At 36.2% G+C, this 23476-nt stretch carries 24 protein-coding genes and 1 pseudogene; 21 read left to right on the top strand and 4 right to left on the bottom strand.

Features of this window, described 5'->3' with window-relative positions; genetic code table 11:
- Positions 1–2 precede the first annotated feature (2 nt).
- From prmC to GN105_RS01030, 3 genes are read right to left on the bottom strand one after another with little or no spacing between them, the layout of a single operon-like run.
- A complete protein-coding gene (prmC, locus tag GN105_RS01040; RefSeq protein ID WP_155283603.1) occupies positions 3–848 on the bottom strand; it encodes a peptide chain release factor N(5)-glutamine methyltransferase in 846 nt (281 codons plus the stop codon).
- Positions 849–852: 4 nt separating this feature from the next.
- The gene (locus GN105_RS01035) at positions 853–1803 is read right to left on the bottom strand and encodes a glucosaminidase domain-containing protein (RefSeq protein ID WP_155283602.1); all 951 of its coding nucleotides are present in this window, start codon (positions 1801–1803) and stop codon (positions 853–855) included.
- Entirely contained in the window at positions 1796–2725 is a 930-nt protein-coding gene (locus GN105_RS01030) for a 1-aminocyclopropane-1-carboxylate deaminase/D-cysteine desulfhydrase (RefSeq protein WP_155283601.1), read from the bottom strand. Before GN105_RS01030 ends, GN105_RS01035 begins: the two co-directional genes overlap by 8 nt.
- A 249-nt stretch (positions 2726–2974) precedes the next feature.
- Between GN105_RS01030 and dnaK the strand changes: the two genes are divergently transcribed.
- The 6 genes and pseudogenes from dnaK (at position 2975) to GN105_RS01010 (ending at position 8349) form a co-directional block, all read left to right on the top strand.
- Complete coding sequence (gene dnaK, locus GN105_RS01025; RefSeq protein ID WP_155283600.1) at positions 2975–4867, top strand: molecular chaperone DnaK; 1893 nt, start codon at positions 2975–2977, stop codon at positions 4865–4867.
- A 76-nt stretch (positions 4868–4943) separates the two neighbouring features.
- Positions 4944–5501: a KwaA family protein gene (locus tag GN105_RS13155; RefSeq protein WP_505621980.1), complete on the top strand. Its 558-nt coding sequence runs from the start codon at positions 4944–4946 to the stop codon at positions 5499–5501.
- Between the two features lie 5 nt (positions 5502–5506).
- Positions 5507–6340 carry a hypothetical protein gene (locus GN105_RS01020; protein WP_155283599.1) on the top strand — a complete coding sequence of 278 codons (834 nt, stop codon included), beginning with the start codon at positions 5507–5509 and terminating at the stop codon, positions 6338–6340.
- Positions 6341–6868: 528 nt separating this feature from the next.
- Positions 6869–7012: pseudogene (locus GN105_RS13055) on the top strand (phage integrase SAM-like domain-containing protein); the annotation flags it as partial.
- A gap of 66 nt (positions 7013–7078) precedes the next feature.
- Positions 7079–7606, top strand: a complete 528-nt coding sequence (locus tag GN105_RS01015) for a site-specific integrase (RefSeq protein WP_262884849.1) — start codon at positions 7079–7081, stop codon at positions 7604–7606.
- 20 nt (positions 7607–7626) lie between these two features.
- On the top strand, positions 7627–8349 hold the full coding sequence (locus tag GN105_RS01010) for a mobilization protein (protein ID WP_155283598.1): 723 nt from the start codon (positions 7627–7629) through the stop codon (positions 8347–8349).
- Here the strand turns inward: GN105_RS01010 and GN105_RS01005 are convergent.
- The gene (locus GN105_RS01005; RefSeq protein ID WP_155283597.1) at positions 8342–8821 is read right to left on the bottom strand and encodes a hypothetical protein; all 480 of its coding nucleotides are present in this window, start codon (positions 8819–8821) and stop codon (positions 8342–8344) included. The genes GN105_RS01010 and GN105_RS01005 overlap by 8 nt on opposite strands.
- Positions 8822–9129: 308 nt before the next feature.
- On the opposite strand from GN105_RS01005, the gene GN105_RS01000 reads away from it, so the two are divergent.
- The 15 genes from GN105_RS01000 (at position 9130) to GN105_RS00935 (ending at position 23066) form a co-directional block, all read left to right on the top strand.
- Positions 9130–9405 carry a helix-turn-helix domain-containing protein gene (locus GN105_RS01000; RefSeq protein ID WP_306452380.1) on the top strand — a complete coding sequence of 92 codons (276 nt, stop codon included), beginning with the start codon at positions 9130–9132 and terminating at the stop codon, positions 9403–9405.
- A gap of 25 nt (positions 9406–9430) precedes the next feature.
- Positions 9431–10612: a virulence-associated E family protein gene (locus GN105_RS00995; protein ID WP_155283646.1), complete on the top strand. Its 1182-nt coding sequence runs from the start codon at positions 9431–9433 to the stop codon at positions 10610–10612.
- A gap of 332 nt (positions 10613–10944) precedes the next feature.
- A complete protein-coding gene (locus GN105_RS00990; protein ID WP_227977418.1) occupies positions 10945–11742 on the top strand; it encodes a DUF8464 domain-containing protein in 798 nt (265 codons plus the stop codon).
- A 132-nt stretch (positions 11743–11874) separates the two neighbouring features.
- A complete protein-coding gene (locus GN105_RS00985; protein ID WP_155283595.1) occupies positions 11875–12237 on the top strand; it encodes a MobC family plasmid mobilization relaxosome protein in 363 nt (120 codons plus the stop codon).
- A complete protein-coding gene (locus GN105_RS00980) occupies positions 12227–13168 on the top strand; it encodes a relaxase/mobilization nuclease domain-containing protein (RefSeq protein WP_155283594.1) in 942 nt (313 codons plus the stop codon). The genes GN105_RS00985 and GN105_RS00980 overlap by 11 nt, the downstream gene beginning before the upstream one ends.
- Positions 13169–13208: 40 nt before the next feature.
- Positions 13209–13916 (top strand): hypothetical protein, encoded by a 708-nt coding sequence (locus tag GN105_RS00975; RefSeq protein WP_227977417.1) that lies wholly within the window; start codon positions 13209–13211, stop codon positions 13914–13916.
- A 129-nt stretch (positions 13917–14045) separates the two neighbouring features.
- Complete coding sequence (locus tag GN105_RS00970; protein ID WP_197068365.1) at positions 14046–14237, top strand: helix-turn-helix domain-containing protein; 192 nt, start codon at positions 14046–14048, stop codon at positions 14235–14237.
- A gap of 21 nt (positions 14238–14258) precedes the next feature.
- The gene (locus GN105_RS00965; protein ID WP_155283592.1) at positions 14259–17507 is read left to right on the top strand and encodes a DEAD/DEAH box helicase; all 3249 of its coding nucleotides are present in this window, start codon (positions 14259–14261) and stop codon (positions 17505–17507) included.
- A 26-nt stretch (positions 17508–17533) separates the two neighbouring features.
- Positions 17534–18880, top strand: a complete 1347-nt coding sequence (locus GN105_RS00960) for an RNA/DNA-binding domain-containing protein (RefSeq protein ID WP_155283591.1) — start codon at positions 17534–17536, stop codon at positions 18878–18880.
- A gap of 113 nt (positions 18881–18993) precedes the next feature.
- Positions 18994–19449, top strand: coding sequence for a GNAT family N-acetyltransferase (locus GN105_RS00955; RefSeq protein WP_155283590.1), 456 nt, complete (start codon positions 18994–18996; stop codon positions 19447–19449).
- Positions 19450–19546: 97 nt separating this feature from the next.
- The gene (locus GN105_RS12900; protein ID WP_227977416.1) at positions 19547–19822 is read left to right on the top strand and encodes a hypothetical protein; all 276 of its coding nucleotides are present in this window, start codon (positions 19547–19549) and stop codon (positions 19820–19822) included.
- A gap of 4 nt (positions 19823–19826) precedes the next feature.
- Positions 19827–19991, top strand: a complete 165-nt coding sequence (locus GN105_RS12895; RefSeq protein ID WP_262884848.1) for a winged helix-turn-helix domain-containing protein — start codon at positions 19827–19829, stop codon at positions 19989–19991.
- 27 nt (positions 19992–20018) lie between these two features.
- On the top strand, positions 20019–20507 hold the full coding sequence (locus GN105_RS00945) for an SRPBCC family protein (RefSeq protein WP_227978803.1): 489 nt from the start codon (positions 20019–20021) through the stop codon (positions 20505–20507).
- Positions 20508–20895: 388 nt separating this feature from the next.
- Entirely contained in the window at positions 20896–21303 is a 408-nt protein-coding gene (locus tag GN105_RS00940; protein ID WP_155283588.1) for a hypothetical protein, read from the top strand.
- Between the two features lie 1040 nt (positions 21304–22343).
- Positions 22344–23066: a DUF6261 family protein gene (locus GN105_RS00935; protein ID WP_155283587.1), complete on the top strand. Its 723-nt coding sequence runs from the start codon at positions 22344–22346 to the stop codon at positions 23064–23066.
- Positions 23067–23476 lie beyond the last annotated feature (410 nt).

The raw sequence follows: 23476 nt of genomic DNA, 5'->3' as shown, positions 1-23476 counted from the left end.
TTTTAAACTATAGCTTTAATCATTCTTGGGTTTTGTAACAAATCATTTCGCAATTCTATTTCTGAAAACCCTTTCTTCTTTAACATTTCAATCATTTCATTTCCCAAATATTGATTTATTTCAAAGAAAAGTTTCCCTTTTTCAGTTAGTGAATTTTTTGCTAATTCTGCAATTTTTTCGTAAAAAATCAACGCATTATCATCTGGTACAAATAAAGCTAAATGAGGTTCATAATTTAGCACGTTATTTTGAATTTCTTTTTTCTCAAGCTCTCGCACATAAGGAGGGTTTGAAACAATAATATCATACTTTTCCGTAAGAAAAACCGTTGCTAAAATATTTTGTTGAATGAAATGAATTTTTGTATTGTTTTCAATTGCATTTTTTTGAGCAATTGAAATGGCTTTTTCCGAAATATCTAAAGCTGTAACATTTGCATTAGGTAAGGCTTTGGCAAGAGAAACAGAAATACAACCACTTCCGCACCCGATGTCTAAAATGTTTATTGCTTCATTATGAGGAACTTCGGAAAGAATCCAATCAACTAATTCTTCCGTTTCTTGTCTGGGAATCAAAACGTTTTCATCAACAAAAAAACGATTTGAGAAAAACTCTGTTTCACCCAATATGTATTGTATAGGTTTTTCAGATTTAAGCTCGCTGATAGCGTTCAAAATGCTTATTTCCAACGATTTTTCTAATTCCGTTTCGGGATTGAGAAGAATGTCCGTTTTGGAAAATCCTCCGTAAAAATCCAACAGCATAAAATAAAAAACCTGAATTTCCTCCTTTAAGTAAAGAAAATCCAGATTTTGAAATAAGTAATCTTTTAAGTCTTTTATTTTCAAAATATTAGTTTAATTGTAATTTTTGACCTACTTTTATTTCGTTACTTGTCTTTTCATTCAAATTATTAAGTTTCATAATTTGCTGAACGGAAACTTGTTGTTCTCGTGCAATTTTATAAAGTGTATCACCTGCCTTTACTATATAATATTTTGTTTTAGATTGATTTTCAATAGTTTTAGGGGCTTCTGTTGCTTTAGGTTTGGGAGTACTTACAACCCGAACTTCAGCTTTTGAAGTTTCCACAGGTGTATTTGTTTTAGGTGTGCTAACAAGCTTGCTGTCAGGATTTAATACCTGTTGGTCGTACTCATATAATTTATGTTTTTTAATGAGTTGAATTAGTTTTTTTGCATATCCTGGGTCTGTGGCGTATCCAGCTTTTTTCAAACCGTGAGCCCACCCTACGTAATCGTCGGGGTCTAATTCAAACAAAAATGCATATCGGTTGCGGTTTACCAAAAAAGTAGAATGGTCTTCAAATGATTCAAAAGCATATTTATAACGACGGAAACATTCTCCTTTTTCATCATCATCGTGTGTCATTGTTTTTCCTTGCCAAGATGAATGACATTTGATTCCGAAGTGGTTATTTCCGTGTCGTGCCAATTTTCCTTGTCCTGAGCCGCTTTCCAAAATTGCTTGAGCCAGTGTGATACTTGCCGGAATTTTGTAGCGTTGCATTTCCACCATAGCAATTTCTTTATAATCGTCAATATACTTTTGTGTTACAGAAGGAGTTACCTGAATTGCAGGAGGAATTTCGTGATAATCATCTTCTGAGCTGTCATATTTTTTTGTGGCAATAGTTGTTGTTTTTTTCGGAATTACGTTTGTTGGAGGTCTTTGCCCACGATAAGTAACCCGTTTTGGATTTTTCTTGTTTTTGTAATATCTTGACGAACAGGAAGATAATATAAACAAAGAAAGTAAAAATATACTAAATTTTTTAATCATAATTCAAAATCTGTTGATGCTTTTTAGCTCTTTTTTGATTTATGCCCTGAATTCCTTGCAAGCCACCGGTATGAATGGCTAATATTTTTGTATTAGGCTTAAAAAAGTTTTTATTTGAGAGGGCAAAAATAGCAAAAATCATCTTACCAGTATATATGGGATCTAAGGAAATTCCTGTTTTTTTGTTAAAGTTGTTTAAAAAAGATATTAATTCATCGGATACTTTAGCATATCCGCCAAAATTGTAGTCGTGAATGAGTTGCCAGTTTGTTTTTTGGGTGTAGCGTTTTATGACATCGGATAGAAATTCGCCCTTTAAAGCAGGAAAACCCAAAACGGTTTGGTGTGAAAAACTCGCATTTATCAAACCTGAAATAGTTCCTCCTGTGCCAACTGCCGAGCAAATTACATCAAAATTTTCATCTTCCGGAGTCAAAATTTCCTCGCAACCTTTTACTGCAAATTCATTCGTTCCGCCTTCTGGAACTATGTAAGTGTTTGAATCATAATTCTTTTTTAATTCGGTTAAGAATTCGTTAGTGTGTTTCAGACGATATTTTTCACGAGAAACGAACAAAAAATCCATTCCACAATTTTGGGCAAAACTTAACGTAGGATTTTCTTCTATTTTTGAATGCAATTCGTCTCCTCGAATAACACCGATTGTTTTCATTCCTGTGAGTTTGCCCGCAGCAGCAGTGGCAGCAATGTGATTTGAATAAGCCCCTCCGAAGGTTAATAAACGAGTTTTTCCTTCTTTTTGGGCTTGTAAAATGTTGTATTTTAATTTTCTGAGTTTGTTTCCCGAAACGAAATGATGATTTTTATCCTCACGTTTGATATGAAGCGAAATTCCGTTAGGTAAAGGAAGATTTACAAACTGATTTTCAATCTGTAACTTATCAAAATTAAGAGATTCCATTACAATAATATCAAGGATTTATTAAATGCACAAAAATAAGAAATAATAGCAGATTTTTGAGCTTAATAACGATATTTTGTCGGTTGAATTTTATTTTATACAGGTTTAAATCTTCTTGGTTCTGTCATTTTGTCATATTTCTTCCTTTGGCATAATCATTGACTATTAGGTAGCCGTAAACGCTTGGTGGGAAAGGCTGCTAAGCGAACACGAAAAGTAAAAAATGTTGAATTAAAAATAAAAAAGAATATGAGCAAGATTATTGGAATAGATTTAGGAACCACCAACTCGTGTGTTTCTGTAATGGAAGGTAATGACCCTGTGGTAATTACCAATGCTGAAGGAAAAAGAACAACGCCATCGGTTATCGGATTTGTGGAAGGCGGAGAGATTAAAGTCGGTGATACGGCAAAACGTCAAGCTGTAACCAATCCTAACAAAACCGTTTATTCAATTAAGCGTTTTATGGGGAATAAGTTCTCCGAATCATCAAAAGAAATAGCTCGTGTGCCTTACAAAGTGGTGAAAGGCGACAACGATACGCCACGTGTTGATATCGACGGAAGATTGTACACTCCGCAGGAAATTTCAGCAATGATTCTTCAAAAAATGAAAAAAACTGCCGAAGATTTCTTAGGACAAACCGTAAGCGAAGCCGTAATTACCGTGCCTGCATACTTTAATGATGCACAACGTCAGGCAACCAAAGAAGCAGGAGAAATCGCCGGACTTAAAGTTCGCCGTATCATCAACGAACCAACTGCCGCAGCTTTGGCGTATGGTTTGGACAAAGACCACAACGACCATAAAATCGTAGTGTTTGACTTCGGTGGAGGTACGCACGACGTGTCCGTTTTGGAATTGGGTGACGGTGTATTTGAGGTACTTTCAACCGACGGAGATACACACCTTGGAGGTGATGACGTAGATGAAAAAATCATCAATTGGTTGGCAGAAGAGTTTCAGGCAGAAGAACAAATGGATTTGCGTAAAGACCCAATGGCGTTGCAACGACTTAAAGAAGCTGCCGAAAAAGCTAAAATCGAGCTTTCGTCTTCTACGCAAACCGAAATCAACTTACCATACATCACGGCTACGGCAACCGGACCAAAACACTTGGTGCGTACCCTTACTCGTGCGAAATTCGAGCAATTGATTGATGATTTGGTAAGAAGAACCATCGAACCGTGTAAAAAAGCCCTTGAAAACGCGGGATTAAAACCAAGCGACATTGATGAAATCATCTTGGTGGGAGGTTCAACTCGTATTCCTGCCGTTCAGGAAGCCGTTGAGAAATTCTTCGGAAAGAAACCAAATAAGAGCGTAAATCCTGATGAGGTGGTTGCTATCGGTGCAGCTATTCAAGGAGGAGTTTTAACGGGAGATGTGAAGGACGTACTACTTTTGGACGTAACGCCACTTTCACTCGGAATTGAAACAATGGGTGGTGTGATGACCAAACTTATCGATGCCAACACAACCATTCCTACCAAGAAATCACAAGTGTTTTCAACCGCTGCCGACAATCAGCCGAGTGTAGAAATCCACGTGTTGCAAGGTGAAAGACCAATGGCAAACGATAACAAAACCATCGGACGTTTCCACTTGGACGGTATTCCGCCAGCACCACGAGGCGTACCTCAAATTGAAGTAACTTTTGACATTGACGCTAACGGAATTATCAACGTAACAGCCAAAGACAAAGGAACAAACAAAGAGCAAAACATTCGTATTGAGGCATCATCAGGACTTTCTCAGGAAGAAATCGAGAAAATGAAACGCGAAGCCGAAGCCAACGCCGAAGCCGACAAAAAAGCCAAAGAAAAAGCCGACAAAATCAACGAGGCGGACAGTATGATTTTCCAAACAGAAAAACAACTGAAAGAGTTCGGGGATAAAATTCCGGCAGATAAGAAATCAGGCATTGAATCCGCTTTGGAAGAACTTAAAAAAGCACACCAAAGCCAAGATGTAGCACAAATTCAGCCTGCTTTGGACAAAATCAACCAAGCGTGGACGCAAGCCTCCGAAGACCTTTACAAAGCACAACAGGCCCAAAGCGAACCGCAACCTAACACAGGAGGTCAGCAACAACAAAACGGCGACAACGTGCAAGATGTAGATTTTGAAGAAGTGAAATAGTCCGTAGCACGGACGGGCAATAAATACAGCCCCACCTGATACTAATTGGGTGGGGTTTTAAGGATTTAGAAAAAATATGTTTTCAAACTTTATAAAAATTTTATTTATACTAACAGCGTATTCACCAATTATGTTAATAATTGGAATTGTTGATATGTATAATTGCATAAATCAAGGAGACTCTATTACTTTCATAAGTAGTTGGAAAGATTTGTTTAATAGAATAAATCTTATATTTTTATTTCCTATATTCTTGCTATTGTGTTATGTGATAATAAAAGTAGCTTTTAAAAAGCTTACTGTTCGAAAAATAGAAGTGGATTCAATAGACAGCGTGGATGTAAACTTAATACCTTTTTTTATAAGCTATTTTTTACCTTGTGTAGAGTTATATAAGAAAGGTTTGATATTCACTATCTTTTGGTTTTCTATTTTAATAATAATCATCATATTCATTAATAAACAAACACATTTTTATAATCCTTTATTGAATTTTTTTGGATATCGTTACTATAAAATAAATACAAAAGCAAAAGTATCATATACGATTATTTCTAAGGAGAAACTTAAAAATACAAAGAATATAACTAAATATTCCCAGTTAACGGATTATGTAATTTTAAACCAATCATAAATACTATGAGTAACATTTGTAACTTTTTTGCATTGCTAGATAATGGAGCTGTCAAAAAAATAGATTTAACACAAGACATTACGGGAGATATTAGGGATGTTTTTATCGGTAATTCAACAAAAATAAAAACTCAAGAAACAGAAGAGATTTTATTTGACGGAAATTATAGAATAGATGAGGATGAGGTTCTCTATGTTGAACTTCAACTTTCGGATGAACTAGGAGAAGCTAATACTAATAGTATTGGCTTAGATGATTTAGATTTATCTAATGATAAAATCAAATCTTTATTTTGGATAGAAAATGATGTGTATTACTTTCAAAATTTTGATAAAAGGAAGTTGCTAACCAATAAACACTTATTATTTTTTGATGGCAATACTTATAATAAATTTTCTGAAAACGCACTGATTGTTGAAAATATGGTAAATGCTATTTATGAAAATGGTAAATTCTATTTTAAATCATATGCTAATGCTAATAAGATTATATCATTGATGGATTTTTTCCAAGAGGCTTCTGAAGTAATGATTGAAGAATTTGCAAACAACTCTTTATTGAGCGTAGATAAAGATTGGTTAAAACAAAGTACATCTCCTATAAAAAAACAAATTACATTAATTCAAAAAAGTGGTTTATTACAGACTGTAACAATAAAAAAAATAACTTCTTCTGCAAAAAAATTCAATTTTGAAGGTATTGAAATAGAAAATGATAAAATTAAGTTGCCTAACGATAAAAAGAAGTGTAAAGATATACTATGTTTCTTGAATGAACAATATTATATTGGACTTATAACAGGTAAAAAATTTAGAACTAATTCTAAAAGAGAAATCTAAAGATAGAAAGATTTTTCACTTATAAATTATGATACTCTTAAAGCCTTTAATATTATTCATTGATGATTACTTTACCTGTGTAACCTCGGTCTAATTTTATTTTTACTAAAACATTATAGAAGCACTTATCACAGACTCTGCGAAGCTCATTTCACCAGCATTTTGTATTTCACTAAATCAAACACTGTTAATTTCAAGAGTGAGTCAACGGCATTGGAAACGAAGTGTTAATAAAAATAGTTGTGTTTTCGTTAAGAATTTTCCACTGTTCGAAGCGACTGTAAGGAGCAAGTTTGGAAAATTTAGAAAACACAGCTATTTTTTAGTGAAGTATCCAAAGTCTTGAATGTTTGATACTTTTGTTTCAAGACAAAAGTATAAATAAAATTATACACAACCCATCTCCCCAGTGTTTTAAGCTTCACTAAATTCATTTTTTATTAAAACAGCGTTGATTTACTCATCGCAGACTCTGCGAAGCTTATTTTAGCAATGTTTTAGGTAAAGTTTTATCAATTATGGCAAAAAATATTCTCGGAAGACTTTAAACACTTTCTTCTATCTGCTCCATATATCAAAGGAAAGAAAGGAACGTTATCTCACAATACAGCATCTACATACTTTTCTATTTTCAAAGCAGCACTAAAACAAGCCTTTACTGAAGGTATTATCACTACAGGCCTATCTGCGAAAATAAAAGGAATTCCCAGTAAGGAAGTTCGAAGAGAATATTTGACTATGGTAGAGCTAAACAAGTTAGCCTCAACACCTTGTGAAAATGAAATTTTACGTAGAGCTTCTCTTTTTTCTGCACTTACAGGATTACGTCTCTCTGATATTCAGAAATTAAGATGGAAGGAGATTAGTATAGAAAATGGTCAAGCCAAGTTAAATTTCACGCAGAAGAAAACCAAAGGAGTAGAGTATATGCCTATTTCGGAACAAGCCTTACAACTATGTGGAGAACGAAGATTGCCAGAACAACTGGTTTTTGAAGACTTACCTAATCCGTCATGGATTTCTAAACCTCTAAAGCGTTGGATAGAGGCTGCAGGCATCAAAAAGTCCATAAGCTTTCATTGCTTCCGCCACTCCTACGCTACTCTACAACTTGCCAGCGGTACAGACATTTATACCGTAAGCAAGATGCTGGGACATACGAATGTGAAGACAACGCAAATATATGCAAAGGTGGTCGATGAAAAGAAAAACAAAGCGGCACAAGCCATAAAATTGGATACGATAGAGACAAAGAGTCAGGAATAACCTCACAAAAATGAATAAAAATGCAGTCTAAGTACTTTGAATATATAATTGTTTATTTATCCGTCTTGCTGGCGTGTGCCTTAATTGGTATAATTGTGAGATTTGTTTTTGTCTCAGCTGGAGTTGATGAATTTACTGCAACTGTAATTTTCTGGATTGTTACAGGGGTAGGCATCATTCTCTATTCAGCCCTAATGCTTCTGATTGACGGTTTGTTCACAGCTATTGTGAAGAAGTTTTTCCCTCACAAGTATTCACCATCATCACTTCGAAAAAAGAAAGAAGTTGAGCAGGATTGGGGTCAAAAGAATATAGAACCCGAACTCATTCAGGAGATAGGAGTTAACCAACATCGGAAACAAAGCGATAGATCAAAAGAGAAATTAGAGATAGCCATCTCCTATACACAACATGAATTTGCCCCCTATGTCTCTGATGACGATTTGATACAACTATGTCAACACATTACAGCTTATTCAGAAGGAAACGTCTTGCAAAACCCTCAACCTGTCAGAGTCACAAAGCTTACTTCTTTAGATCTGTATCATTTCGGCTGGAATATTTGGAAGCATTTCAGTATTGGCAAACAAGACGAGGTTGCTCTTTTCCTCAAACTTGTTTTTGTCGAAGCACTAAAAGACGTTGAACCAGAGACCATCAAAAGCCACCTCAAAGACGATGAACAAAAAGGGCTAATCAAGATTCAGAAAGGGCTGGGTGATATTAAATGTTTATTTAGATGAACGGATAATAGTGGAAAACCTCCAGTGTTAGACGATAGGCACTAATTGCTTCTCTCTCTAATTCTGCATAATCCATTGAAATTTCCCTGTCAATCTCCTTCCTATGCATCCATTTGTTTCGATACTTTCTTAGGTGATGTAACCTATTTTTTAAATCAGAAGAACACGAACAATTCTCAATAATATCATAAAAGCTTTTACAATCTAATGCTTCATCTTCTTTAATATACGATTCTATTGCTGCTTGGCACATTATTACACATGCTAAATCTGCGCCAGCACAGAATGAAATGTCGGCATTTTCCAATTGAAATGAAGTATAACCATCAAAACAAATTCCCCCTTTTAAAACTTCGTCTTGAATTTGCAACAACAACTTTTCTCTAGCATTTTCTTTTACCATAGTTATAATATCTATACCTTTTACTGTAAAGGTACCAAAATGATGGGTTCGTAGCTCTTCTCTGTACATCGTTGAGATAAATATTCATTTTCTCCTTATCAGTGTAGATTGTTCCCTGAATTTCTTTTTGAAGGGAAGGTATTCTCTCGTTATTCCCCAAATATCCTATCTTTTAGTTATAAGAGATAGAAAAAACGCACCAATCATAGTGTTTTTGTAGTGTTTTCTCCGTGTTTTGAATCACAGGGAAAACACTTTATTCATTTGTGCCATGTTAAACTCAAAATAGTATAGACATGGACAACAACGAAATTTCTTTTGAGAATCTACCGAAGGCGGTAGCTCACTTAGTGAACGAAGTAGCTGAGATCAAAGCATTGGTCGAGAAAGGGCAAGATGCAGTTATTTCTCCAAAACGTATTCCTATCGGGATAGATGAAGCGTGTAAAATCATCGGGAAGGCCAAGCCTACAATTTATACGCTTGTGCGTAAGCGTTTACTCCCATGCTACAAGGATGGAAAGCAACTCTACTTCTTCGAGGACGAATTGCTCGAATGGATAGCCAATGGTCGTAGAAAAACGGTGCGAGAACTTGCCGAAGACTCGAAGCTCTTTATCTCTGAAAAGAAGGCTAAGCTCTCTCATTTCTAATATCTATTCAACGATGAAAGAAGAAATGGATGAACGACCAGAAGGGAAGCAATCCAAGAATGAACGGATAGAGTCCTTTCTAAGAGAGCACTATGACTTTCGATTCAATACCGTAAAAAGTCGCACGGAGTTTCGATACTCGAATAAAGAAGAACCTTTCTTCCCACTCGGTAAATTCGACATCAACTCCATGCGACGGCTATTGGATTCTTCAGAAGGTATCAGTACCTCGGCAGAGAATATACGAGCGATATTGGAAAGTGATTTCTGCCCGCGTATCAATCCTGTACAAGAGTATTTCCAAAAACTATCGAATTGGAACGATGGAGAGGACTCGGAGATTATTCACTTGGCTTCGTGCGTAACGGTTCGGAATCCTGATAAGTGGCAAACTTATCTGACCAAATGGCTTATTGCAGTGGTGGCGAATGCGATGGATGATTTGTTCTGTCGCAATCACACCTGTCTGGTTTTGACTGGAGAGCAGGGTAAGTTCAAGACCACTTTCTTAGACTTGCTTTGTCCCGTAGAGCTGAAAGCATATTTGTTTACAGGTACCATTGACCCTCAAAACAAGGATACGCAGACCCTTATAGCCGAATACCTGTTTATCAATATCGACGACCAACTCAAAGCCCTCAACAAAAGAGACAAAAATGAGTTGAAGAATCTCATTACTACTCCACGGGTTAAGTATCGCAGACCATACGATACGTACATCGAAGAGTATCCTCACTTAGCCAGTTTTATGGCTTCGGTAAATGGCAATGACTTCCTTACAGATCCGACGGGTAGCCGCAGGTTTCTTCCTTTTGAGGTAGAAGCTATTGACATAGAAGCTGCTAAGCAGGTTGATATCAATAAGGTTTATTCGGAGGCTTGGTGGTATTGGAAAAGTGGGGATCGGTACTGGTTTGATGATGCTGAGATTGCAGAGTTGCACCGAGAGAGCGAAGGCTTTCATGTGCAGACAGTCGAATACGAAATGTTACTCAAAGGCTTTGAGAAACCAAGTCCTACGGAAGAGTCTTATATGACCACTTCGGAAGTTCTGAATTATTTGCGTGGATATACTACGCTGAACCTCTCCGAAAAACGAATGGGAGAAGCTCTGCGCAAAGCAGGATTTGAACGAAAGTCCCGACGGATAGGAGGTAACCCTATGTATGTCTATCATATCAGAAAGGTCTTTCCAATCCGTTCGTGAGTTCCTTTTGACCTATTGATAAATTACAGTTACTACTTACTACAAGAGGATTTAATCCAGTGAATGAAAAAAGATTGAGCGTGTAGTATGGTTTTATAATCTGTCTTACAACAGAGTTACTACTCGCACTAAATAATGCTACTACAAGAAAACAGGTTACGACTCTTTTTCTTTTCACTGTAAAGGAGTTATCCATCCATATTCATGTAGTAAGGAAAATCTCTAAAACTTAGAAAAACATGATGAATATTGAACATATAAAATCCTTATCTCTGAAGGATTATTTGGCTAATAAAGGCCATTACCCAGTGAAGGAGTATACGACTTATGGAATGTATAGAAGTCCTTTTCGGGAAGAGAGTAGTCCAAGTTTCAAGGTTGATTACAGAGCAAGTCTCTGGTATGACTTTGGAAGCGGAGAAGGTGGCAGCATAATTGATTTGGTAATGAAACTACATGGCTGCACGCTGTCTCAAGCAATTGGACTGTTAGACAACTGTGTAGAGATTAGCCCTCTTACGCAGAACGACTTTGACCGACAGGCAGAGAGTCGAGAAGAAATGAAAATAATCAAAGCCATCTCTTTGCTTCACCCAAATTTGCTGAGATATCTGCAAGACCGTAAGATTGATTGTTCTGTGGCGAAACGGTACTGTCGTGAGGTTCACTATCAAGTAAAAGGGCGTACTTATTACGCTATCGGAATGCCCAACGACTTGGGAGGTTATGCTATTCGTAATCTCTATTTCAAAGGTTGTTTTCCTCCTTCCAGTGTCTCCTCCTTTGATCGAAATACGGACACTGTCAATCTCTTTGAAGGATTTATAGATTACTTGAGTTTTTGTACCCTTTATCCTGACAGAAATACTGAATCTGCGATTGTACTGAATTCTGTAAACAATCTCCAAAAGGCTCATTCCTTACTCTCGAAATATGCCATTGTTAACGCTTATCTCGATAACGATGCAGCAGGGAAAAAAACGCTTGAAGTGCTTCGGAGAATGAATCTTTGCGTTAATGATTGCTCCATCCTTTATGAGGGGCATAAGGACTTGAATGATTTTCTCTGTCGAAAAAATCAAGAACTCATTTCTCCTCCGAGAATGAGAAGTCGAGGACTCAAACGATGAATGGGTATGGATTCAAGCCCTTTGATTATTAGGGGAGCAAGTTTGTGTTTTGGTCTGACCAAAACACAAACTTGCTCTTCGAGGATTGACTCATCCCGTTGGTCTATTCATAAATCAAAAACAAATACAGCAATGAAAACAATAGAAAATCGCAATACGAATGGTCGCCCACCCAAACGACCAGTAGAAAAGAAGAAATATAAGGTTACACTGAAAATGGCGACCGAGGAGTTCTACTCTCTGAAAGCTAAAGTGCGGCTTGCAGGGATTACTCGAAGTGAATACGTCTGTCGTTGTATCGCTGCGAGTATAGTCAGGCAGAGACTATCTTCCGAATTGATGAGCCACCTTCGCCAGCTAAGTGGTATGGCCAATAATGTCAATCAGATTGCCCACAAAGCCAATGCTATGGGGTACGCACGAGTCTATCAAGATAACCTTGCGATGACTGAGAGATTGGACAACATCATAAAACGAATCGAAGATGATTGCTAAGATTGTTCAGGGAAGAGGATTTCGAGGGGTGATAAACTATGTTTTGGAAAAAGAGCGTGCCCAGCTCTTGCAGGCAGAAGGTATTCGTCTGAAAGATAGAGAAGCTATAATCCGAAGCTTTGTTACTCAAAGCAAGCTCAATCCCAAGATTACGAAACCTGTAGCCCACATCTCTTTGGATTTCTCAGCTCAAGATAAAGGGCGTTTAACGGATGCTTTTATGGTCAAGGTGGCACAGGAATATTTACAGAAAATGAGCTACTCCAACACGCAGTATCTTATTGCTCGTCACCACGATACAGAGCATCCACACATACACATAGTAATCAATCGTATTAATAACTATGGTCGAAGAATTTCAGATCAAAATGAAAAACTACGTAGCACAAAGGTCTGCATGGAACTGACGAAGAAATACGGATTATATATTGCTTCTGGAAAAGAGAATGTCAAGCGTGAACGGCTGAAAGGGAACGACAAAACCAAATATGAGATTTACGACGCTCTCAAAAAAGCTATTCCTCAAAGTTTGACGTGGGGCCAGCTGCAAGCAACCCTGAAGCAATCAGGTATAGGCTTGGAATTCAAAATGAATGGCAATACGGATAAGATTCAAGGCATCATTTTTGAGAAAGATGGTAATCGGATTTCGGGTTCCCGGGTAGATAGAGAATATAGCTTCTCAAAGATTGACAGGCAGATTAAAGACAATGCCTATCAAGCACTGCAAGTGGCAGAAAAACAAGAGTTCAAAACATCAGAAACAGGAGGTGTGATGGATGCTCTTGATTCTCTCATTGGGCAACTCAGCATTTTCTCACTTTTTGATAGCCCTCATTATGACGCAACGCTTGCCGAATACATTCAGGCTCTGAAAGCCCGAAAGTTGGCAGCTAAAAGTAAAATCAGAATACGCAGAGTACTGCACTAATGTTTAATCACAAAAGAAAAAGTATATGAATACAGATAGAATGGATACCTCGGCCGTATATGGTCTATTTGAGGAATTGAAGCAAAGTCTTACGGAAATGGCTTTCTCCTTAGAAGGAAGATCTGAACAACAAACAATCGACTTGAGTAAAATCGAAGAGCTTCTTGGGAAGATGAATACACTTTCAAAGCAAGAGGTGTTTTCTCCCGAACAAATCAGAGTCTTGGAAGAAATACTTACCAAGAGCATCGTGACAGGACTGGGAACAGCCTTTGAGAAGCGGGATGAATGGGATGCAGAGAAAAGAGAGACTCTACAAGCCATCGAGGCGAAAATTGATGAGATAGGCAAAGAGAGTCGTACTGTCATTCGCAAAGAACATGTTTTTAGTCTTGACTTTAAAAATAGTAAAACGGCTATCACTCTTTGCAGTATGGGGCTTGTTCTTTTGTTTTCTCTGGTTGGAAACTTCTGGCAAATGCGACAAAATAGTCAACTATTGGATAATGATTTGATGTATCGCCACATTAAAATGTATGGAGAAACTAATCAGGAAAAGCTAATGGTTTTGGAAACGCTCTTCACTTATCAGAGAGACGAGCAGCAAATTGCACTTATCCGAGAACAAGTGGAAACTTACGAACGATTAGTTAAAGAACAGGCAGAAAAGACAGAGCGAGCCTGCCTGAACACATCGCAAGCAAATGAACTTCAGAAACAGACAGAGTCCATAAAACAACGGAAATAAAGCTTATTTCTTGTACTAGTTGAAGAGATTTAAGGGAATGAGAATTTATTTTCTCATTCCCTTTTTCTATGCTATTTCATTTCATATCTTTGCACTATCAAAAAAACATTGAACGCGATGGATAAACCCATGAATCGAATCAAAGAAGTGCTTGAGGAGAAAGGAATTAAGCAAACATGGCTTGCCGAAAAACTTGGCAAGAGCTTCAGCATTGTCAATGCCTATGTCTGCAACCGCCGCCAACCAAGCCTCGAAACCCTCTTCCAGATTGCGGAGATATTGGGGGTGGATGCAGGAGAGTTAATCTTTAAACATAAATAAATCTAGGATAAAATCAGAGATATGGGGACATTAAGTTTACCGAAGGTAAGAAAACTTCTTTACAATCAAAATGGTAATCAAGTTTGGCAGCATTACTCTCAAGGAGGAGTTCTTGAGGATGTACAATTGTTACATAGAGAGCCATTTGTGGTTACTTCTAGTGGTATAAACTATCTGCTCACGAGCAACGAAAATTTAGATATTTTCAATCAATATGAATATATCTTATTAGTAACTAAACAGCCAAAGAGCAAGGATTTGGAAGCAGGAACTATAAGAGTCAAAAGATGGTTGAAGCATCCAAAATTTGAAACTCTATCTCCTACCCAAGTTCTGTCTTCTTGGGGAAACAAGTTCAAATTTATTCAAGAAGATGAGGCAAATAATATAAAAGGTTTACGCCCTCCCCAGATGGGAGCTTTGTATTCTATTTTGAGCCATTTGCAAAATCCAGAAGACAAAGGAATTGTAGTAATGCCTACAGGGACAGGTAAAACAGAAACAATGTTAGCAACCCTTATTTCAAACAAATGCAAAAAACTATTAGTTTCTGTCCCTTCCGATTCATTGCGAACACAAATTTCAGAAAAATTCATTACTCTCGGATTACTTAAAGAATATGGAATCGTTGATGAAGATTGTCATAATCCCATTGTCGGGATTATGAATAGCGGTATTACAGATATAGCAATTCTTCGCGATTTCATATCAAGAGTAAATGTTGTAGTTACAACAATGGATATTTTAACGGATAGCACAGCAGAGGCAAAAACGTTATATTCTCAAGAATTTTCTCATTTATTTGTTGACGAAGCTCATCATTCGGAAGCGCAAACATGGAAAGAGTTGATTGACCGTTTTGATAAAGAAAAAGTGTTTCTATTTACGGCAACTCCATACAGAAATGATGGAAAGAATTTACAAGGCAAAATAATTTTCAATTTTTCTCTTCGCAAAGCACAGGAACAAAGATATTATAAGCAGATAAACTATTTGCCCATAAGGGAATATAATCGCAAACTTGCGGATAAGAAAATAGCAGAGAGAGCCGTTCAACAACTTAGAGAAGATATTGCTAATGGTTATAATCACATAATCATGGCTCGATGTAGAGATAAAATCAGAGCAAAAGAGGTTTTCGAACACTACAAACAGTATGAAGACCTCAATCCCGTGATGGTTTATACAAATATTGGTGGATTGGATAAAAAGATTGAGGCTATCAAAAGAGGAGAGCATTCTATTATTGTTTGTGTAAACATGTTAGGTGAAGGATTCGACTTGCCTAACTTAAAAATAGCTGCAATACATGATGAAAGGCAAAGTTTACCTATTACCCTTCAATTTATTGGTCGTTTCACAAGGACTTCCTATAGTGAATTGGGGAACGCCAGTTTTATCACTAATATTGCATATCCTCCCATTCATGAAGAACTGGACGAGTTATACGCCAAAAATGCTGACTGGAATCTAATTTTACCCCGATTGAATGAGAATGCAACTCAAAAAGAAATAGATTTTAGAAACTTCTTAGATAGATTCGGGCATCTTGACAAATCAAAAATACCATTCCAAAGCATTCGTCCAGCATTGAGCACGGTAATATATAATAATAACAGTACCGAATGGAATCCTTTAAATTGGAAAGAAGGAATATCTAATCTGGATACTTACGAACATCAATATAGCGATAACAGTAATAATACCTTGGTTATTATTTTGGGCAAGATAAGTAATGTGGATTGGGGTAATTTTGAAGTGGTAAAAAATCTGCAATGGGATATTATCATAGTTTATTGGGATTTACGACCCAATGTGAATCGTATATTCGTGAATACTTCCATTAAAGGCTTATCTAAAGACAAACTAATTGAAGCGGTTTTCAATACTCAAGCCAGCAAAAGTAAAATAACAGGAATGAATGTTTTTAGAGTCTTTCATGATGTAAAAAGGCTCACATTGTTTAATGTCGGAGCACGAAAGGGCTTTGGTCAAGATGTCACATTTCAAAACTTCATAGGAAAAGCAGTACAAGATGGGATTAAGTCTTTAGAACAAGGAACTATAATAAAAAACAACTTTTTTGGAGTTGGATATAAAGAAGGCGAAAAAATATCGCTTGGATGCTCTGTAAGTGGGAAAATATGGTCTTATTTAAGGGGAAATCTGAATGAATTAGCCAGTTGGTGTAAAAACATTGGAGATACAATCTCTAATGAAAATATAGATCCTAATATTGTACTTCAAAATACCCTGAAGATAGAGAAAATTGTTTCCAGACCGAACATTCTTCCTATAATGGTTGATTGGCACCCTGATATGTATGATTTTTCAGAAACAAGATTTGAAATACGGATTGATGGAAACTCGTATGATTTATCAAATTCTGAATTAAATATTGTCGAAGATGATGTGGCAAATCCATTACAATTCTCATTTGATACTTCTGATGTTAGAATTATTTTTGAGATAGAACTTGGAGCCACGAATCAAGATATTCCTTATTACAGAATAATAAAAAGGACGAATATCGATGCTGTTGTTTTCCATGGAGGAACTCAACAGTCAATAGAAAGTTTCTTACAAGAATTTGCTCCTACTATCTGGTTCGCGGACGGCTCTCAACTTTTCCAAAACAACTATATCAAAGAAAAAATGGAAGCAGATGTCATTCCTTTAGACAACATCATTACAGATAATTGGGCAGGAGTAAATTTGAGACGTGAATCTCAAGACATTGCTCCATATGTTCAAGATTCCATTCAGTATTACTTTATAAACAAAATCAGAAATGACTTTGATATTGTTTACGATGATGATGGAAAAGGAGAAATTGCAGATATTGTAGGTATAAAAGACCTGCCAACACATATAGAAATCCATTTGTTTCACTTAAAAGGAGCTATAGGAGGGAGAGTAAGTAATGATATTAATAATTTCTATCATGTTTGCGGGCAAGCCCAAAAATCATTGAATTGGAAATACAAATTCAGAAAGGGAAAGGATTTCTTTGACCATTTATTCAAACGCAAAGAAAAATCATTAAATGGAATAATTTGTAGCCGATTCATAAAAGGAACAGAAGAAGATTTAGAGAACGTTTTAATGGCTGCGAAATGGAAAAAAGAAACAAAATTTCATATTTACATTGTTCAACCTGCTTTAAGTAAGGCGAATGCATCTATGGATATTTTACAGCTTTTAGGGAACACACATCATTATCTTCACACTTTGGGCAATGTTGAATTAGTTGTTTATTCAAATATTTGATTTTGTATCAATAACGAATATTATATATGAATTCTGAAACCAACCGTATAGAATACAAACAAGAACTTATAGATGATTTGGAAAAAGAGGCAATCGCTTTTCTGAATTATCACGAAGGAGGCGTAATTTATATTGGAATCGACAAAACAGGGAAAGCTGTTGGCGTTTCAGATATTGATGGTGATATGCTCAAAATCAAAGATCGACTGAAGAATAACATTATGCCATCATGTATGGGATTATTTGATGTCTCAGTAGAAGGTGTTGATTCAAAGAACGTGATCAAGATTACTCTGGCAAGTGGAACGGAAAAGCCGTACTATATCAAGAAACTTGGGATGTCGGAAAGAGGCACATTCATTCGTGTCGGTACTTCTGCTGAACCAATGTCCGTAAAGATGATAGAATCTCTATTTGCCAAACGTACTCGGAACTCCATTGGCAAAATCAAGTCTCCAAACCAGAACCTTACTTTTGAGCAACTTAAGATATACTACGAGGGATCAGGGAAAACACTAAATCAGCAGTTTACGTCCAATTTGGAGCTGATTACAGAAGAAGGCGAATACAATTATGTAGCATACTTATTGGCTGATGCCAATGGAATATCTGTGAAAGTGGCAAAATACAATGGATTTGATCGTGTTGACTTGACAGAAAACAACGAGTATGGGTATTGTTCGTTAATAAAGGCAACCAAACAAGTATTGGATAAAATTGAAGTCGAAAATAAAACACTGGCAAAAATCACACCCAAAGAACGGAAAGAAACAAAATTATGGAACCCTGTCGCTTTGCGTGAAGCTGTGATTAATGCCATTGTTCATAACGATTATACCTCGGAAGTGCCACCTAAATTTGAGTTCTTTGATGATAGAATTGAGATTACATCATTTGGCAGTTTGCCACAAGGCATGACAGAGAAGGAGTTCTTTGAAGGCTATTCGGTGCCACGCAATAAAGAATTAATGCGCGTATTTCGAGATTTAGATTTAGTAGAACACTTAGGGTCTGGTGTCCCACGTATTTTGAACAGTTACGGAAAAGAATGTTTCAAGTTTACAGAGAACTTTTTACGAATGATATTTCCAGTGTCCGAGCAAGTAACCGAGCAAGTAACCGAGCAAGTAACCGAGCAAGTAACCGAGCAAGTTAAAGAACTGGTTAGGATAATGAGCAAGGAGATGGATAGGCAAGAGATACAAGAAAAATTGGGTCTTTCTCATAGAGAAAATTTCCGTTCAAATTATTTAAAGCCTGCATTAGAACAAGGATTTATAGAAATGACTATCCCCAATAAACCTAATAGTAGTCTGCAAAAATATCGGCTGACAGTATTGGGCAAGCAGTTAAAAGTTAAATTGTTCCCTTAACCTCATTTATAAGAGATTCAGTAGTACAATGAAATAATATCTTCGTAATTATTGTCAATATAAGAAAAGAGTTAAAAATAATCGGCAGATCAGTTTCAACCATAAGAAATACAATGGACTTTATCTTCAGTAGAATAGAAAAGTGTTACCCCTATAATCTACTTCTGTTAGCAGACGAAACAGTTGCAGCTATAAACAAGTATCTTCCTTATTCAGATGTTTACATAGCAAAACAACAGGGAAAAATAGTAGGTGTGATATGTCTGTTGCCAGTAGATAAACAAACGACTGAAATAAAAAACATAGCTATCTCTCCTGCATATCAGGGGAAAGGGCTGGGTAGCTGGATTCTGAAAAAAGCAGAAGAAATTGCCAGAAAAGGTGGTTATATAACCATTATTGTCGGCACAGCTGATTGCGGAACAAAACAGATTCAATTTTACGAGAAGAATGGTTATTCGAAGTATGCGATAAAAGAAAACTTTTTTCTAGAGAATTATGCCCAGCCAATTTACGAAAATGGGATAATACTAAAAGATATGATTATGTTGAGGAAAGAGTTGAAATGAAGATAGATGGGTAAAGATTACCTGATATTACATATGGAGATAACAGGAAAATTATGATAATGAAAAAGGAACTTCTGCAACCGACAATTTCCCCAATGTGAGCGATTATCGGAATCCCTTTATTGCCGAAGCTATGAAAGTCTTGGGCTATGTAAACCGATTCAGCCGTGGAGTCTACCGAGTTCAGAAGGAGTTGGAAGAAAACGGTAACGGGCAAGCCTCTTTTGATTTTTCATTGATTACAGCTTTTCGAGTAGTTGAGAACGTTTCTAAAAAGTATTTTGAAGAAGGCTTTGGAAGAGAAACTACCCAAGAAAAGCACAGGAAAGACCCAAGAAAAGCCCAAGAAAGACCCAAGAAATATAGAGGATGAAATATTGGATGAAATAAAAAACTTTCCGCAAGTTACAAGGAAGGATTTAGCAAAAAGGTTAAACAGAACGGAAGACAGTATTCGTTATTATCTTAGGAGGATGGTTAAAGAAGGAGTTATCAAGCACGAAGGCTCTACAAAGGCTGGAAAGTGGGTAATAATCAAATAGAACGTGAAGAATGTGTTGTACATAATATTGAGCGGTCTTTTATTGCTTGTATTGGTTGTCGTGCTCATAGAAACACTTCTGCCGAGAATCAGAACGGAGACAAAACAGTGCATTTTGAATGCCCCTGTTGATGTCGTTTTTGCTATCGTGACCAACAATCAAGATTGGCATTATAGAAGTTCTTTGGATGATTTGGAGATCATCCGTACCCAAGGGGATATTGAAGAATGGGAAGAGACTACCCATGGTGTAACAATTCGTTTTAAGACACTTGAGAAGAGACCGCATTCTTTCTACAGTTTTGAGATGGATAGTAAAATGTTTACAGGAGAATGGCAAGCAACATTCGAACCGATGGAAGGTGGTAAAACTCTATTCACTGCAACAGAAACGATAGAATACAAGAATCTGTTCTATCGTTTGGTTGGGTATGTTTTTATGGACTTAAACAAGTTTATGACCACATACCAAGAAGAGCTCACAGCTCGAATAGAACTTGAAAAAGCAGAGCAATAAAGATAATACAACCGATTGTTTGTAATCGATTTCAGAAATCATATTTGTGCCATGTGATCACAATCTACTGTAAATCAGTATGGATTTGTTTTGAAGAAGAATGGTTTGGTATTACACATTTTAATACAACTGAATATGCTATCGAATTTTTAAAACAAGATTTCAATAGTGCAGAACATCATCAAATAAGAAATAATGAATATGATAAAATAAAATATTTTTGTGCATACCAAGATGATGATTATTTTTGTTTTCAAAGGTTTACATATAGTAATATTATCAACAAAAGATGGTTTTCATTAAATGGAGAACCTGAGATAAAGAAAGATGAGCCTATAATTATCTTAAAAAAAATCCAGATGCAATCTATAAAAAATCGACAGATACTTTGTATTTTAGAAAGGTAATTGATGCCAAGAATATATTTCCAAATCTTATCAAATTATATAAAGAGGCTACTGATGAGGAAACAAAATCTTTTTTAAACAATGATTTCATATCACTACATAATGGTTTTAACAAAAGCAAAGTCAATAAATCAAACAGGCAAAGAATAGCATTAGTGTCCGAAATACTTTCTACTTTAAGTCAGGAAGAGGTGCTTCAAATACATAATTATATTAAAGAATATTGTCCTAATTTAGAATATTCGGAAGAGAATAAAAAGTTTAGTATAGGTAATGAGGATGATTTGAAAAATTTACTTTTTGGAATAGACGAAAGATATTATACAACGGGAGTTAAAAAAGAAAGAAGATTAGCAAATTCGGTAATGAAGTTAGCTGGCACATCATAACTACTTAACAGAATTAATCAATTCAACTAAGCTCATTTCACCAGCATTTTGTCTTTCACCAAATCAAGCACCACCAACTTCAAGGGTGAGCCAACGGCATTGGAGACGAAGCGTTAAGAAAAATAGTTGTGTTTTCGTTAAGAATTTTCCACTGTTCGAAGTGACTGCAAGGAGCAAGTTTGGAAAATTTAGAAAACACAGCTATTTTTTAGCGAAGTATCCAAAGCCTTGAATTTTTGATACTTTTGTTTCAAGACAAAAGTATAAATAAAATTATACACAACCCATTTCCCCAGTGTTTTAAGCTTCACTAAATTCATTTTTTATTAAAACAGCATTGATTTCCTCATCGCAGATTCTGCGATACATATCTCACTGGAGTTTTAACCTTCGCAAACTCTGTGATATTCGTTTCAGCAATGTTTTACCCTTCGCACACTCTGCGATGTTCGTTTCAGTAATGTTTTTCCTTTCGCAGACTCTGCGAAGCTCATTTCAGTAGTGTTTTAGGTTTCGCAGATTTTTTATGGACTTATTTAACATTGTGTAAAACTCAATTAAATCTTTGTAAGGTTATTAGCTAATCTACTTTAAATTGTCGTTATTTTTGAGAGTGAGTTTACGACCTTGGAGACGAAGCGTTAAGAAAATCAATGAATGAAGCGTGAAAAATATCCGCTGTTCGAAGTAACCGAAGGGAGCAAGTTCGGAGATTTTTAGCAAAGTCCGCGAAAGCGGAGTATGTGAGAATTGATTTTTAGCAGAGTATCCAAAGTCTTGAATTTTTGGTATCACATACTAAACTCCAAGTATTCGTTTACTATGTTTCAAGACAAAAGAATAGAAGTAAAAGACAAATTATATAAAGTTAGCTATATAGTTATTGTCAGGCTGAGCGAAGTCGAAGCCTTTTTTTCATATTATTTCTCGACTTTGCTCGAAATGACACAGCGGCTTAAAAACAATTCTAAAATATTCATAAAAATTGGCATTATTATTGCAGTGTTTCAGTTGAATAAAAACTTAAAATTGTGTACGATATGAAAATTTTAAATTCTTCTGTTCGCATCACTGAAATGGCAGATACCGCCAAGCAATTAGTGATGCTTTATAAAAGCGAAGTAGGTCTTGCTAATGACCCCATATTAAAACCTGTGTTCGGGCAGATAGAAATCCTTGCGGAAGAGTTGTCGCAAGCTATTAAGAGCGATAAAATCCTTTCGGAAGTGGATAAAGCCGATGATGTTCGTGATGACTTGGTTCGCCAGCTTGATAAATATCTGAAAAGTTACGCTAACATTCCTGTGGAGAGCCTTCGTAAATCGGGCGAGCGGCTGTATGCTGTGTTTTCCAAGTATGGAGTGAAGATTACCCGCGAAAGCTATTCGGTAGAATCGGCTCATATTGAATCACTTCTGAAAGACCTTGCCGAAGAAAGTCTGCAAGCAGATATTTCGGCATTGGAAGGCATCGCACCTACTATCGAATCACTGAAAACGGCTCAGGCGGACTTCGACCAACGACGTTTAACCTATGAGAAGAATATGGCAGCACAGAGCAAACGCCCCAAATCTGCCGACCTTAAAAAGCAACTCTTAAAGCAAATCAATGTGGGATTGATTCCGTATTTAACATCGGCGACTTTTGTCAATCCCGAATCATTTACGCACTTTTCTGACACGGTAACACAGATAATCAATACGATTAACGGCAACATCAGCGGGAGAAGTAAAAAGTCAAATAATAACAACGCTTCTGCATAGTAGGAAAAAGAAGGAACACTTTTATTTTATAGTTCGTATGTTTTTTATAAGGAAGAAAATATTTTTCTTCCTTATTTTTTTTGTTTTTGAACATCAAGATTATTGTATGATTTTATAACCTATATATTGAGAAGTATCAAAATTAAAATAAAATATACGTTTTTTGAGGGTTGAATTATGTATTGAGATGTACAAAAGACTAAAAACATGGTATTTAATTTGTGTTTTTTATAGCTTATAGTTTGTTGTAGACACTTCTATTTGTTTTCACACACAACACGGAGGGGTTGTCAATGATTCTTATTTTATTGTAACCAACTTTTTAGGTGCCTTAGAGAAAATTCCGTAGAATACAGCACGAGCATTAACATCGATAAACAAATTTTTATATTTTTCTTTTGTTTTTCTTA

It is taken from the genome of Capnocytophaga felis, assembly GCF_009684755.1.
Classification (GTDB): Bacteria; Bacteroidota; Bacteroidia; order Flavobacteriales; family Flavobacteriaceae; genus Capnocytophaga; species Capnocytophaga felis.
The sequence above is the reverse complement of the archived record's forward strand: the minus strand, read 5'-3'. Positions and strand labels throughout refer to the sequence as shown.

Bases quoted from the DNA above. Each gene is read 5' to 3' on its own strand.
- GN105_RS01035 (WP_155283602.1), bottom strand. From the start codon at position 1,803: ATGATTAAAAAATTTAGTATATTTTTACTTTCTTTGTTTATATTATCT.
- GN105_RS01030 (WP_155283601.1), bottom strand. From the start codon at position 2,725: ATGGAATCTCTTAATTTTGATAAGTTACAGATTGAAAATCAGTTTGTA.
- dnaK (WP_155283600.1), top strand. From the start codon at position 2,975: ATGAGCAAGATTATTGGAATAGATTTAGGAACCACCAACTCGTGTGTT.
- GN105_RS13155 (WP_505621980.1), top strand. From the start codon at position 4,944: ATGTTTTCAAACTTTATAAAAATTTTATTTATACTAACAGCGTATTCA.
- GN105_RS01020 (WP_155283599.1), top strand. From the start codon at position 5,507: ATGAGTAACATTTGTAACTTTTTTGCATTGCTAGATAATGGAGCTGTC.
- GN105_RS01015 (WP_262884849.1), top strand. From the start codon at position 7,079: ATGGTAGAGCTAAACAAGTTAGCCTCAACACCTTGTGAAAATGAAATT.
- GN105_RS01010 (WP_155283598.1), top strand. From the start codon at position 7,627: ATGCAGTCTAAGTACTTTGAATATATAATTGTTTATTTATCCGTCTTG.
- GN105_RS01005 (WP_155283597.1), bottom strand. From the start codon at position 8,821: ATGTACAGAGAAGAGCTACGAACCCATCATTTTGGTACCTTTACAGTA.
- GN105_RS00995 (WP_155283646.1), top strand. From the start codon at position 9,431: ATGGATGAACGACCAGAAGGGAAGCAATCCAAGAATGAACGGATAGAG.
- GN105_RS00990 (WP_227977418.1), top strand. From the start codon at position 10,945: ATGTATAGAAGTCCTTTTCGGGAAGAGAGTAGTCCAAGTTTCAAGGTT.
- GN105_RS00985 (WP_155283595.1), top strand. From the start codon at position 11,875: ATGAAAACAATAGAAAATCGCAATACGAATGGTCGCCCACCCAAACGA.
- GN105_RS00980 (WP_155283594.1), top strand. From the start codon at position 12,227: ATGATTGCTAAGATTGTTCAGGGAAGAGGATTTCGAGGGGTGATAAAC.
- GN105_RS00975 (WP_227977417.1), top strand. From the start codon at position 13,209: ATGGATACCTCGGCCGTATATGGTCTATTTGAGGAATTGAAGCAAAGT.
- GN105_RS00970 (WP_197068365.1), top strand. From the start codon at position 14,046: ATGAATCGAATCAAAGAAGTGCTTGAGGAGAAAGGAATTAAGCAAACA.
- GN105_RS00965 (WP_155283592.1), top strand. From the start codon at position 14,259: ATGGGGACATTAAGTTTACCGAAGGTAAGAAAACTTCTTTACAATCAA.
- GN105_RS00960 (WP_155283591.1), top strand. From the start codon at position 17,534: ATGAATTCTGAAACCAACCGTATAGAATACAAACAAGAACTTATAGAT.
- GN105_RS00955 (WP_155283590.1), top strand. From the start codon at position 18,994: ATGGACTTTATCTTCAGTAGAATAGAAAAGTGTTACCCCTATAATCTA.
- GN105_RS00935 (WP_155283587.1), top strand. From the start codon at position 22,344: ATGAAAATTTTAAATTCTTCTGTTCGCATCACTGAAATGGCAGATACC.